This window comes from Duganella zoogloeoides (genome assembly GCF_034479515.1).
Taxonomy (GTDB): Bacteria; Pseudomonadota; Gammaproteobacteria; order Burkholderiales; family Burkholderiaceae_D; genus Rugamonas; species Rugamonas zoogloeoides.
In genome coordinates this window covers 396,207-408,820 of sequence record NZ_CP140152.1, presented here as the reverse complement: position 1 = coordinate 408,820, position 12,614 = coordinate 396,207, and the positions used below count along the sequence as shown (strand labels likewise).

Below are 12,614 nucleotides of genomic sequence, written 5' to 3'. Positions count from 1 at the left end.
GTAAGTAGTTGGTGAGTCATGCTCACCTGGGTAATGAAGTTGTGTATCAACGAACGTTCCAACGCACTTCTTATTCGCTACAACCTGCTAAGGTTATAGGGACAAGCCGTACGGGCAATTAGTACTGGTTAGCTTAATGCATTACTGCACTTCCACACCCAGCCTATCAACGTCCTGGTCTCGAACGACCCTTCAAAGAGCTCAAGGCTCTGGGAAATCTCATCTCAAGGCAAGTTTCCCGCTTAGATGCTTTCAGCGGTTATCTCTTCCGAACTTAGCTACCCGGCAATGCCACTGGCGTGACAACCGGTACACCAGAGGTTCGTCCACTCCGGTCCTCTCGTACTAGGAGCAGCCCCCTTCAAATTTCCAACGCCCACGGCAGATAGGGACCAAACTGTCTCACGACGTTTTAAACCCAGCTCACGTACCACTTTAAATGGCGAACAGCCATACCCTTGGGACCGGCTACAGCCCCAGGATGTGATGAGCCGACATCGAGGTGCCAAACTCCCCCGTCGATATGAACTCTTGGGAGGAATCAGCCTGTTATCCCCAGAGTACCTTTTATCCGTTGAGCGATGGCCCTTCCATACAGAACCACCGGATCACTATGTCCTACTTTCGTACCTGCTCGACTTGTCAGTCTCGCAGTTAAGCACGCTTATGCCATTGCACTATCGTCACGATGTCCGACCGTAACTAGCGTACCTTCGAACTCCTCCGTTACACTTTAGGAGGAGACCGCCCCAGTCAAACTGCCTACCATGCACTGTCCCCGACCCGGATAACGGGCCAAGGTTAGAACCTCAAATGAACCAGGGTGGTATTTCAAGGTTGGCTCCACGAGAACTGGCGTTCCCGCTTCAAAGCCTCCCACCTATCCTACACAGATTGATTCAAAGTCCAATGCAAAGCTACAGTAAAGGTTCATGGGGTCTTTCCGTCTAGCCGCGGGTAGATTGCATCATCACAAACACTTCAACTTCGCTGAGTCTCGGGAGGAGACAGTGTGGCCATCGTTACGCCATTCGTGCAGGTCGGAACTTACCCGACAAGGAATTTCGCTACCTTAGGACCGTTATAGTTACGGCCGCCGTTTACTGGGACTTCAATCAAGAGCTTGCACCCCATCATTTAATCTTCCAGCACCGGGCAGGCGTCACACCCTATACGTCCACTTTCGTGTTTGCAGAGTGCTGTGTTTTTATTAAACAGTCGCAGCCACCAGTTTATTGCAACCCTTTCGCCCTATCACAGTAAAGTGACCAAGCTACCGGGGCGTACCTTTTCCCGAAGTTACGGTACCAATTTGCCGAGTTCCTTCTCCCGAGTTCTCTCAAGCGCCTTAGAATACTCATCTCGCCCACCTGTGTCGGTTTGCGGTACGGTCTCGTATGACTGAAGCTTAGAGGCTTTTCTTGGAACCACTTCCGATTGCTACAGAGCCGAAGCTCTTCGTCCCAGTCCCTTGAATTACGCACCCGGATTTGCCTAAGTGCCTTCTATGAACCAGAAACTGCCTATTCCAACAGGCAGACAACCTTCCGCGATCCGTCCCCCCATCGCATCATACGACGGTGCAGGAATATTAACCTGCTTCCCATCAGCTACGCATCTCTGCCTCGCCTTAGGGGCCGACTCACCCTGCTCCGATGAACGTTGAACAGGAAACCTTGGGCTTACGGCGTGGGGGCTTTTCACCCCCATTATCGCTACTCATGTCAGCATTCGCACTTCTGATACCTCCAGCATCCTTTACAAGACACCTTCGCAGGCTTACAGAACGCTCTCCTACCATATCCTTGCGGATATCCGCAGCTTCGGTGACTGGCTTAGCCCCGTTACATCTTCCGCGCAGGACGACTCGATCAGTGAGCTATTACGCTTTCTTTAAATGATGGCTGCTTCTAAGCCAACATCCTGACTGTTTTAGCCTTCCCACTTCGTTTTCCACTTAGCCAATCTTTGGGACCTTAGCTGGCGGTCTGGGTTGTTTCCCTCTTGACGCCGGACGTTAGCACCCGACGTCTGTCTCCCAAGCTCGCACTCATCGGTATTCGGAGTTTGCAATGGTTTGGTAAGTCGCGATGACCCCCTAGCCATAACAGTGCTCTACCCCCGATGGTGATACTTGAGGCACTACCTAAATAGTTTTCGGAGAGAACCAGCTATTTCCAAGTTTGTTTAGCCTTTCACCCCTACCCACAGCTCATCCCCTAATTTTTCAACATTAGTGGGTTCGGACCTCCAGTGCGTGTTACCGCACCTTCATCCTGGCCATGAGTAGATCACTTGGTTTCGGGTCTACACCCAGCGACTATCGCCCTGTTCGGACTCGATTTCTCTACGGCTTCCCTATATGGTTAACCTTGCCACTGAATGTAAGTCGCTGACCCATTATACAAAAGGTACGCAGTCACGGAACAAGTCCGCTCCTACTGTTTGTATGCACACGGTTTCAGGATCTATTTCACTCCCCTCCCGGGGTTCTTTTCGCCTTTCCCTCACGGTACTGGTTCACTATCGGTCGATTACGAGTATTTAGCCTTGGAGGATGGTCCCCCCATATTCAGACAGGATTTCTCGTGTCCCGCCCTACTTGTCGTACGCTTAGTACCACCGTTTGAATTTCGTGTACGGGGCTATCACCCGCTATGGCTGCCATTTCCAGAGCATTCCACTATTCAATCGACTATCACGTACAGGCTCTTCCCATTTCGCTCGCCACTACTTTGGGAATCTCGGTTGATTTATTTTCCTGCAGCTACTTAGATGTTTCAGTTCGCCGCGTTCGCCTTGCATACCTATGTATTCAGTATGCAATACCCTGTAAAGGGTGGGTTTCCCCATTCGGAAATCTGCGGATCAAAGCTTGTTTGCTAGCTCCCCGCAGCTTATCGCAAGCTACTACGTCCTTCATCGCCTGTAATCGCCAAGGCATCCACCATGTGCACTTATTCACTTGTCCCTATAACGTTAGCCCCTGCGACTAAACAAGGAGCGTTTATAGGAATAAGAAGTACTACGTTGTTGCGTTTGTTGATACATACAATCATTACCCATCGCATTACGTTTTAGCGTAACACGACACATAAAAATCTACTTACTTCTTCCAGATTGTTAAAGAACATACAGCACTTGGTCTCTAAAAGACCAAACCTAAATCGCTTTGATTTACGTTTGAACTCTTGGTGGAGGATGACGGGATCGAACCGACGACCCCCTGCTTGCAAAGCAGGTGCTCTCCCAGCTGAGCTAATCCCCCATGGGTAAGACTGGTAGGGCTGGTTGGACTCGAACCAACGACCCCCGCGTTATCAACACGGTGCTCTAACCAGCTGAGCTACAGCCCCAAATGCTGTTCTTCTAATTGACAGTCGATAAGTGTGAACGCTTGATGAGGAGTCATTACTGACCAGTGCTACTCTAGAAAGGAGGTGATCCAGCCGCACCTTCCGATACGGCTACCTTGTTACGACTTCACCCCAGTCACGAATCCTACCGTGGTAAGCGCCCTCCTTGCGGTTAAGCTACCTACTTCTGGTAAAACCCGCTCCCATGGTGTGACGGGCGGTGTGTACAAGACCCGGGAACGTATTCACCGCGACATGCTGATCCGCGATTACTAGCGATTCCAACTTCATGCAGTCGAGTTGCAGACTACAATCCGGACTACGATACACTTTCTGGGATTAGCTCCCCCTCGCGGGTTGGCGGCCCTCTGTATGTACCATTGTATGACGTGTGAAGCCCTACCCATAAGGGCCATGAGGACTTGACGTCATCCCCACCTTCCTCCGGTTTGTCACCGGCAGTCTCATTAGAGTGCTCTTTCGTAGCAACTAATGACAAGGGTTGCGCTCGTTGCGGGACTTAACCCAACATCTCACGACACGAGCTGACGACAGCCATGCAGCACCTGTGTGCAGATTCTCTTTCGAGCACTCCTCAATCTCTCGAGGATTTCTGCCATGTCAAGGGTAGGTAAGGTTTTTCGCGTTGCATCGAATTAATCCACATCATCCACCGCTTGTGCGGGTCCCCGTCAATTCCTTTGAGTTTTAATCTTGCGACCGTACTCCCCAGGCGGTCTACTTCACGCGTTAGCTGCGTTACCAAGTTAATTAAAACCCGACAACTAGTAGACATCGTTTAGGGCGTGGACTACCAGGGTATCTAATCCTGTTTGCTCCCCACGCTTTCGTGCATGAGCGTCAGTTTTGACCCAGGGGGCTGCCTTCGCCATCGGTGTTCCTCCACATATCTACGCATTTCACTGCTACACGTGGAATTCTACCCCCCTCTGCCAAACTCTAGCCTTGCAGTCACCATCGCCATTCCCAGGTTGAGCCCGGGGATTTCACGACAGTCTTACAAAACCGCCTGCGCACGCTTTACGCCCAGTAATTCCGATTAACGCTTGCACCCTACGTATTACCGCGGCTGCTGGCACGTAGTTAGCCGGTGCTTATTCTTCAGGTACCGTCATTAGATCTCTGTATTAGAAAAACCCGTTTCTTCCCTGACAAAAGAGCTTTACAACCCGAAGGCCTTCTTCACTCACGCGGCATTGCTGGATCAGGCTTGCGCCCATTGTCCAAAATTCCCCACTGCTGCCTCCCGTAGGAGTCTGGACCGTGTCTCAGTTCCAGTGTGGCTGGTCGTCCTCTCAGACCAGCTACTGATCGATGCCTTGGTAGGCTTTTACCCTACCAACTAGCTAATCAGATATCGGCCGCTCCAGGAGCATGAGGTCTTGCGATCCCCCACTTTCATCCTTAGATCGTATGCGGTATTAGCGTAACTTTCGCTACGTTATCCCCCACTCCAGGGTACGTTCCGATATATTACTCACCCGTTCGCCACTCGCCGCCAGGTTGCCCCGCGCTGCCGTTCGACTTGCATGTGTAAGGCATGCCGCCAGCGTTCAATCTGAGCCAGGATCAAACTCTTCAGTTTAATCTCTGTTTATTTGACACTTTCGTGTCACCCTTATTGCTAAGGGGTCGCTCACTCAAAATACTGACAGGCCACTATTTTCATAGCGCCTATTTCATTACTTCTTGTGAACATTTGATAATTTAAGTATCACGCTGCAAGCAGCGTGTGCACTGTCATCAAACGTCCACACTTATCGACTGTTAATTTTTAAAGAACTTATTCGGTACTGCTTGCCAACAAAGCGTTTTGTCTGTCAGCGAAGAAGCGAGATTATGAAGTGTTTCTTTTATCTCGTCAACTTTCTTTTTTCTCGTTTCACTCTGTGTTTGACACAGTGTTCTGCGAGGGACAGAACTATATCGCAGAGTATCCGGGCTGGCAAGGGGGTGGCCGTTATTCTCTGTGATATCGTAGCAACGGTCCTCTCTTCCTTATATAAACAAGAATATGTTCATTCCTGCTATTTCCCCTACCGCCGATGATGCCCTGTCGGACCTGCTCGATCAGGCCATTAATAACAAGACCAAGCCGTTGGGAAGCCTGGGCGTGCTGGAATCGCTGGCGAAACAGCTGGGACTGATCCAGAACACGCGCGACATCGCCGTGCGCTCACCCGCCATCCTGGTGTTCGCAGCGGACCATGGCGTGGTGACGGAGGGCATTTCCGCCTATCCGCAGGACGTGACGTGGCAAATGGTGGAGAACTTCCTGGCCGGCGGCGCGGCCATCAATGTGTTCGCCGAACAAAACAACTGCCCGTTGCAAGTGATCGACGCCGGCGTCAACCACGCCTTCGGTCCGCGTGACGGTTTGGTCGACCGCAAGCTGGCCAATGGCACCCACAATTTTGCCCAGGAGCCGGCCATGAGCCGCGCCACCTGCCACGCCGCGCTGGCCGCCGGCATGGCGCTGGCCGCTGAACTGGAAGGCAATGTGGTCGGCTTCGGTGAAATGGGTATCGGTAATACCACGGCAGCGGCGGCCCTGATGCACAAACTCACCGGCATCCCGGTTGCTCAATGCGTGGGCGCCGGCACCGGCCTGTCGCCCACAGGAGTACTGCACAAGCAGCGCGTGATCGAGGCGGCAGTGGCCCGCCATGCCTCGGTCAATGAGCCGCTCGACGTGCTGGCCACGTTCGGCGGCCTGGAAATCGCCATGATGGCTGGCGCCATGCTCAAGGCGGCAGCACTGCGCAAGGTGCTGCTGATCGACGGCTTCATCGTCACCAGTGCGCTGCTGGTGGCCGCACGGCTGCAACCGGCCATCCTCGACTACTGCGTGTTCGCCCACTGCTCCGACGAACAAGGCCACCGCCAAATGCTGGCGGCGCTCGATGCCAAGCCGCTGTTGTCGCTGGGCCTGCGCCTGGGCGAAGGCACCGGCTGCGCGCTGGCGCTGCCGCTGCTGCATGCAGCCGTCAATTTCCTCAATCGCATGGCCACGTTCGAATCGGCGCAAGTCAGCGCCAAGGCGGATTAACCCATGCACCAGCTCCGCCTGTTCTTCACCGCCTTGCAGTTCTTTACCCGGCTGCCGATCCCGCGCTGGGTGGGATTCGATCCGGCGTGGCTGAACCAGGCTTCGCGCTACTTTCCGCTCGTCGGCGTGGTGGTGGCCCTGATCACAGGTGTCGTCTACACGATCGCCTTTAAGCTTTTCCCGCCGGCGATTGCCGCCATTTTATCCACGGCAGCCGGCATCTATGTCACCGGCGCGTTTCATGAAGACGGCTTTGCCGATACCTGCGACGGTTTCGGTGGCGGCATGACCGGTGAACGCGTGCTCGAGATCATGAAGGATTCGCGCATCGGCGCCTACGGCGCGATCGGTATCTTCTGCCTGCTGCTGCTCAAGTGCGCGACCCTGACCATGCTGCCGCCGTATGGCGCAATTGCCGCTCTGCTGTTCGCGCACCCGATGTCGCGCCTGATGGCCACGGCGCTGATCTGGCGCCTCGACTACGCGCGCGCCGAGGGCAAGGCCAAGCCGCTGGCGCAGAAAATGGCGACGCCGGAATTTGCCATTGCCGCCGTAACCGCGCTGGCGCCGGCACTGCTGCTGATCTGGCTGAACTGGCTGTCGTGGACCATGCTGCTGTCCGGCGTGGCTTGCGCGCTGGTGGCCACCATCTGGCTGGCCCGCAAATTCGTGCGCCGCATCGGCGGCTACACGGGCGACTGCCTGGGCGCCGTGCAGCAGGTGACGGAAGTGATGTTCTACCTGTGCGTGCTGGCCGGCCTGCATACCAGCGGCCAGTTCTTTTAGCACCATGCGGCTGGTCCTGATCCGCCACCCGCAGCCAGACGTCGCGCCGGGCATGTGCTACGGCCGCACCGACCTGGCAGTGGCGCCCGGACACCTGGAGCAGGCCGTCGCCGCATTGCTGCCCCAGGTGCCGGCCGGACTGCCGCTGTTTTCCAGTCCTCTGCAACGCTGCGCGGCGCTGGCGATGCGCCTGACGCCTGCCCCCGTGTTCGATGCGCGGCTGATGGAAATGGATTTTGGCGACTGGGAGATGCAGCCGTGGGACAGCATTCCCCGCGCAGGCGTCGATGCATGGACCGCCGACCTGGCCAACTACCGCCCCGGCAATGGCGAGAGCGTGCTGCAGATGGCTGAACGCGTTGCCGCCTTCTATGCCGACCTGCCGCGCCATCTCGATGACAGCACAGACGGCGCAGCGATCGTGGTCTGCCACGCCGGCACCATGCGGTTGCTGGCCGCCTGTCACGCCGGCCTGGCGCCGCTGGCAATGGCGCTGCAAGCGGCCGGCGCGCCGCACCGTCTGCCATATGGCGAAGCGCTGATCCTGCCGCACCGCTCTGCCAGGTAAGCGCGCGGTCATGGCTCGATGGCTGGGGAGCCACTCTTGCCGACCATCCCCCCTATCCTGGTCGCCACGCCTTGCGCCAAGGGCTTTATCGGGCGCGCGAGGGACTACACGGCACAAAGCCGTATAATGCCCGGGTTTTGGTGCCCGCGCGTCCGTCCGGATGCGCAGTTAAACGGGAAACACGAAGCCCCCTCGACCGGGCCTGCGTGTGCTGCCCCCGCAACGGTCAACAAGCGTCGCCTATGGCGACAACCCAGTCCTGACAACCACTGTGCGCTGCATGGGAAGGTGGATTGGCCGCTTGTCAGCCCGGATACCGGCCAAACCTGGTGGAAGCACACGAGCCGGCGCACGCGCCGCCATGCGCTTCTGTTCAATCTGGCCTGCGGGATGCTGGCCGGTTGCCCTTTACAGAAACAGCAATCATGATCCTTCGCTTTACCCCGGCGCTGCCCTTGCCCGCCTTCGCTTTCGTCCTGGCCACCTGCCACGCTCACGCAGAACCTGCATCCACGGTACTGGTTACGGCCACCCGCACGCCGCAAGCGCTGGCCGACGTCATCAGCGACAGCACCATCATCGACGCCGAACAGATCGCCCGGACGGGCGCGGGCTCCATCATCGATCTGCTCAAGCGCCAGCGCGGCATCGAGGTCACGCGCAACGGCGGCGCAGGCAGCTCGTCGAACGTCTATATACGCGGCGCCAACAGCAACCAGAGCATCGTGCTGGTCGATGGCGTGCGCATCGGATCATCGACGACGGGCGCCGCCAACTGGAGCGCGATTCCGCTCACCGCCATCGACCGCATCGAAATCGTCTATGGCCCCTTGAGTTCCCTGTACGGCGCGGACGCCATCGGCGGCGTGATCCAGATCTTTACCAAAAAGGGCCAGGGCACGCCGGCCGTCACCGGTTTCGCCGGCTACGGCAGCGATAACACGCGCGAAGCCGATGCCACGGTGTCCGGCAGCACCGGCGGTGAGCACAGCTTCAGCTACGCCATCAGCGCCGGCAAGGAAAAGTCGGATGGCTTCTCCACCACCCGTCCCGGCCTGTCCTCGTACAATCCGGACGACGACGGCTACGACAAGGAAAACGTCTCCGGCCAATTCGGCTTGCAACTGGCCAAGGGCGTGGAAGCAGGCGCGCTGTTCCTGCATAGCCGCCTCGATGCGCAATACGATTCGGGCTTGTCCAGCTACGACACGCGTAGCGAGAACACCATCGACACCGCCAGCGTATTCGCCAGGGCGCAGCTGCTGCCATCGTGGCGCAGCCTGCTGCAGTATTCCGAAACCCGCGACAAGGGCGCCAACTACATTAACGCCACCGCTGCCGGCTACACCCGTATCGATACCGAACAAAGCTTCATCACCTGGCAAAACGACGTGACGATCGGCGGCGACACGCTGCAACTGCTGTACGAGCACCGCAAGGAAGAAGTGGACACCAACGGCGCGGCCGCCATGAACCGCGACCGCAACACCAATTCGTTCGCGGCGTCGTACAACGCCCGCCGTGGCGCGCACCTGCTCAGCGCCAGCGCACGGCGCGACAATTCGGTTTACGGTAACAAGAACACCGGCGCCATCGGCTATGGCTACCAGTTCACCCGGGCGCTGCGCGTCACCGCCAGCTATGGCAGCAGCTTCCGCGCGCCGACCTACAACGAGTTGTACTTCCCGAACTATGGCAACGCCGCCAACCGGCCGGAAAAAGGCCGCAACGCCGAAGTGGGCCTGCGCTACGACGACGGTGTCAACGCGATGAGCGCCGGCTACTACCGCAATCGGCTGACCGACATGCTGGTTAACACCAATCCGTGCCCGTTCGGTGGCGGCTACACCAGCGGCTGCGCCTACAACGTCAACCGCGCCACGCTGGAAGGCATCACCCTGTCGGCCGCGACGCGCGTGATGGGCGTCAACCTGGGCGCCAACGCCGACCTGCGAGAGCCGCAGGACGACACCACCGGCAAACGCCTGATCCGCCGCGCCAAGCGCCACGCCAACATCACCGCCGATTACGGCACCGGCGCCCTGAAAGCGGGCGTGGAAGTGGAGCTGTCGAGCGCCCGCTTCGAAAACGCCGCCAACACCGTCCGCCTGGGCGGCTACGGCCTGGTAAACCTGTACGCCATGTATGCCTTCACCCGTGACTGGTCCGCTCTGGTACGCTGGAATAACATCGGCGACAAACAATACGACCTGGCCCGCTACTACAATACCCCGGGCGCCAAAGTCTTTGCCGGCATCCGCTACGGCTACAAGTAATCCCCACTTCGGGGTCAGTGCCGACATTCGGACACGACCTCTGCTTTATCATTGCAGAGCCTGTGTCTAAATGTCGGCACTGACCCCGAATTTTAGGAAAGAGTAAATGGCTGATTTTTCTCGCAAGTTGCAGCAGCGCGCCGCCGTGGTGTTGGGCGGCCTGGCGCTGTTCGCGCTGGCGGGACTGGTGTTTTCGGGGATGACCGGGTCGGTTGAGGTGCCGCTTGCCGATATGCCGGCGGCGATAGCCAATCTGCTCCATGGCGAGAAGTCGACGCTGGCCGCCACCCTGCTCGACCTGCGCGTGCATCGTGCGCTCACCGCTTTCATTACCGGCGCGGCGTTGTCGCTGGCGGGCGTGATGATGCAGGCCTTGCTGCGCAACCCGCTGGCCGATCCTTATGTGCTGGGTATTTCTGCCGGCGCTTCGGTCGGCGCGCTGGCGGCATTGATGTTCATGTGCGCGGCGTGGATGGTCGATGCGGCGGCCTTCGGCGGCGCGGTGGCCGTCTCCATGCTGCTGTACCTGCTGGCACGGCGCGATTTGCGCGGCGGGTCCGCAGCCGATGGCGGCACCGCCCTGCTGCTGCTCACCGGCGTGATTTTGTCCTCGGCCTGCATGGCGCTGGTGACATTGATGCTGTCGATCGCACCCGACAGCCGCCTGCGCAGCATGGTGTTCTGGATGATCGGCGACATGGCCGGCGCGCCGCTGCGCTGGATGCCGTGCGTGGTGCTGGTGGCCGCGCTGCTGTTCGCAGTCAAAAATGCGCGCGCCATGAACGTGATGGCGCTGCACGCGGAAGCCGCCGCCACGCTGGGCATCCGCGTGGGCGCGCTGCGCAAGGGTCTGTTTTTCGTTTCGGGCCTGCTCACCGCCAGCGCGGTCACTACCGCCGGCAGCATCGGCTTCGTGGGGCTGATCGTACCGCACGCATGCCGCTTCGCGGTCGGTCCCGACCACCGCCTGCTGATTCCTGCAGCCACGCTGGCCGGCGGTACCTACCTGATGCTGGCCGATACGCTGGCGCGCACCATCATCGCGCCGGAACAGCTGCCCGTTGGCGTGATCACTGCGCTGGTGGGCGCGCCAGTGTTCCTCTACCAGTTGCACCGGCTGCGCAAGTGATTCCCATGATGATCAGCACCCATCGACTATCCCTGAACATCGGCCAGCGCCAGCTGATCGCCAACCTCGACTGGCAGGTGCGCGCTGGCGAATGCTGGAGCGTGATCGGCCGCAACGGCGCCGGCAAAAGCACCCTGCTGCGCACCCTGGCCGGTTTGCGCCCACCCGACGCCGGGACCGTATCGATCCGCGAGCGCGCGTTAAACGACTGGCCGCTGGCCGAACTGGCGCGCCAGCGCGCCTTTCTGGCGCAAAGCCGCAGCGACGCTTTTGCCTACACCGTGATCGAAACCGTGCTCTCGGCGCGCCACCCGTACCACGACCACCGCTACTGGGAAGGCAGCGACGATCACGCCATCGCACTGGCCTCCCTGGCGTCGATGGAAGTGGCCGACCTGGCCCGCCGCGACGTGCGTACCCTATCGGGCGGCGAGCGCCAGCGGGTGGCGATTGCCGCCATGCTGGCGCAGGACACGCCGCTGCTGCTGCTCGACGAACCGGCCAATGCGCTCGACCTGGCGCACCAGGTGAGCGTGATGACGCAGCTGGCGCGCCTGTGCCGCGAGCAGGGCAAGACCGTCGTCATGATCGGCCACGACCTGACCCTGGCGCACAGCGTCTCCACCCACGCGCTGCTGCTGCGCGGCGATGGCCGCTGGCTGGCCGGCGACAGGGAGGACGTGATGCGCGCCGATATCCTGGGCGACTACCTGGGCCACCCGATAGAAATCATCCGCCACGGCCACCGCAGCATCTTCATCCCTTCCGAGGAGACACCATGACCGAACAGACCAACACTCTTGATACCGGCGACGCCGCCCTGAACGAGCGCCATCGCGTGCGCATGGAGCGCAAGAAAGCCATCATCGATGCCCAGATTGCGTCCGCCAACAAGCAGATCGGCATCATCATCGTCAACACCGGCAACGGCAAGGGCAAGAGCTCGAGCGCGTTCGGCATGGTGGCGCGCGCGCTGGGCCACAACATGAAGGTCGGCGTGGTGCAGTTCATCAAGGGTGCGATGGCCACCGGCGAAGAACAGTTCCTGCGCCGCTTCCCCGACGAAGTAAGCTTCCACACCATGGGCGAAGGCTACACCTGGGAGACCCAGAACCGCGAACGCGACATCGAAAAAGCCACGCTGGCATGGGAACAGGCCAAGCGCTTCCTCGACGACCCCGCGTATGGCCTGGTGGTGCTCGACGAACTCAACATCGCCCTCAAGTACCGCTACCTCGACGTGGAAATGGTCATCAACGACCTGCTGGCGCGGCCGCAAATGCAGCACGTGGTGATCACCGGCCGCGGCGCGCCACAGGAGCTGATCGCGATTGCCGACACGGTCACCGATATGACGGTCATAAAGCACGCGTTCAAGGCGGGCATCGCCGCGCAGCTGGGTACCGAGTGGTGAATTACCTCGATGTGA

General features: G+C 58.9%; 7 protein-coding genes, 2 tRNA genes, 2 rRNA genes and 1 riboswitch. Of the genes, 7 read left to right on the top strand and 4 right to left on the bottom strand.

Translation table 11 applies throughout. The features are described from left to right. Positions 1–97 precede the first annotated feature (97 nt). The 4 genes from SR858_RS01860 to SR858_RS01845 form a co-directional block, all read right to left on the bottom strand. A 23S ribosomal RNA gene (locus SR858_RS01860) occupies positions 98–2,971 on the bottom strand. 221 nt (positions 2,972–3,192) lie between these two features. Next, a tRNA-Ala gene (locus SR858_RS01855) sits at positions 3,193–3,268 on the bottom strand. A gap of 11 nt (positions 3,269–3,279) precedes the next feature. Then, positions 3,280–3,356: transfer RNA gene (locus tag SR858_RS01850), tRNA-Ile, on the bottom strand. Positions 3,357–3,433: 77 nt separating this feature from the next. Next, positions 3,434–4,962, bottom strand: a 16S ribosomal RNA gene (locus tag SR858_RS01845). Together the 16S and 23S rRNA genes with 2 tRNA genes alongside form the textbook arrangement of a ribosomal RNA operon. 429 nt (positions 4,963–5,391) lie before the next feature. Here SR858_RS01845 and cobT point away from each other — a divergent pair. The 7 genes from cobT (at position 5,392) to cobO (ending at position 12,599) form a co-directional block, all read left to right on the top strand. Continuing rightward, positions 5,392–6,426, top strand: coding sequence for a nicotinate-nucleotide--dimethylbenzimidazole phosphoribosyltransferase (gene cobT / locus SR858_RS01840; protein ID WP_019924905.1), 1,035 nt, complete (start codon positions 5,392–5,394; stop codon positions 6,424–6,426). Positions 6,427–6,429: 3 nt separating this feature from the next. After that, positions 6,430–7,212, top strand: coding sequence for an adenosylcobinamide-GDP ribazoletransferase (locus tag SR858_RS01835; protein ID WP_019924906.1), 783 nt, complete (start codon positions 6,430–6,432; stop codon positions 7,210–7,212). Between the two features lie 4 nt (positions 7,213–7,216). Further along, positions 7,217–7,780 carry a histidine phosphatase family protein gene (locus tag SR858_RS01830; RefSeq protein WP_019924907.1) on the top strand — a complete coding sequence of 188 codons (564 nt, stop codon included), beginning with the start codon at positions 7,217–7,219 and terminating at the stop codon, positions 7,778–7,780. A 121-nt stretch (positions 7,781–7,901) separates the two neighbouring features. Continuing rightward, positions 7,902–8,119: riboswitch (cobalamin riboswitch) on the top strand. 86 nt (positions 8,120–8,205) lie between these two features. Then, positions 8,206–10,056, top strand: a complete 1,851-nt coding sequence (locus SR858_RS01825; protein WP_019924908.1) for a TonB-dependent receptor domain-containing protein — start codon at positions 8,206–8,208, stop codon at positions 10,054–10,056. A gap of 106 nt (positions 10,057–10,162) precedes the next feature. Further along, a complete protein-coding gene (locus tag SR858_RS01820) occupies positions 10,163–11,185 on the top strand; it encodes a FecCD family ABC transporter permease (RefSeq protein ID WP_019924909.1) in 1,023 nt (340 codons plus the stop codon). An 8-nt stretch (positions 11,186–11,193) separates the two neighbouring features. Next, positions 11,194–11,967: an ABC transporter ATP-binding protein gene (locus SR858_RS01815; protein ID WP_040378229.1), complete on the top strand. Its 774-nt coding sequence runs from the start codon at positions 11,194–11,196 to the stop codon at positions 11,965–11,967. Then, the gene (cobO, locus tag SR858_RS01810; protein WP_019924911.1) at positions 11,964–12,599 is read left to right on the top strand and encodes a cob(I)yrinic acid a,c-diamide adenosyltransferase; all 636 of its coding nucleotides are present in this window, start codon (positions 11,964–11,966) and stop codon (positions 12,597–12,599) included. Before SR858_RS01815 ends, cobO begins: the two co-directional genes overlap by 4 nt. Positions 12,600–12,614 lie beyond the last annotated feature (15 nt).

Excerpts from the sequence above, each read along its gene's own strand:
- cobT (WP_019924905.1), top strand. The coding sequence starts at position 5,392 with ATGTTCATTCCTGCTATTTCCCCTACCGCCGATGATGCCCTGTCGGAC.
- SR858_RS01835 (WP_019924906.1), top strand. The coding sequence starts at position 6,430 with ATGCACCAGCTCCGCCTGTTCTTCACCGCCTTGCAGTTCTTTACCCGG.
- SR858_RS01830 (WP_019924907.1), top strand. The coding sequence starts at position 7,217 with ATGCGGCTGGTCCTGATCCGCCACCCGCAGCCAGACGTCGCGCCGGGC.
- SR858_RS01825 (WP_019924908.1), top strand. The coding sequence starts at position 8,206 with ATGATCCTTCGCTTTACCCCGGCGCTGCCCTTGCCCGCCTTCGCTTTC.
- SR858_RS01820 (WP_019924909.1), top strand. The coding sequence starts at position 10,163 with ATGGCTGATTTTTCTCGCAAGTTGCAGCAGCGCGCCGCCGTGGTGTTG.
- SR858_RS01815 (WP_040378229.1), top strand. The coding sequence starts at position 11,194 with ATGATCAGCACCCATCGACTATCCCTGAACATCGGCCAGCGCCAGCTG.
- cobO (WP_019924911.1), top strand. The coding sequence starts at position 11,964 with ATGACCGAACAGACCAACACTCTTGATACCGGCGACGCCGCCCTGAAC.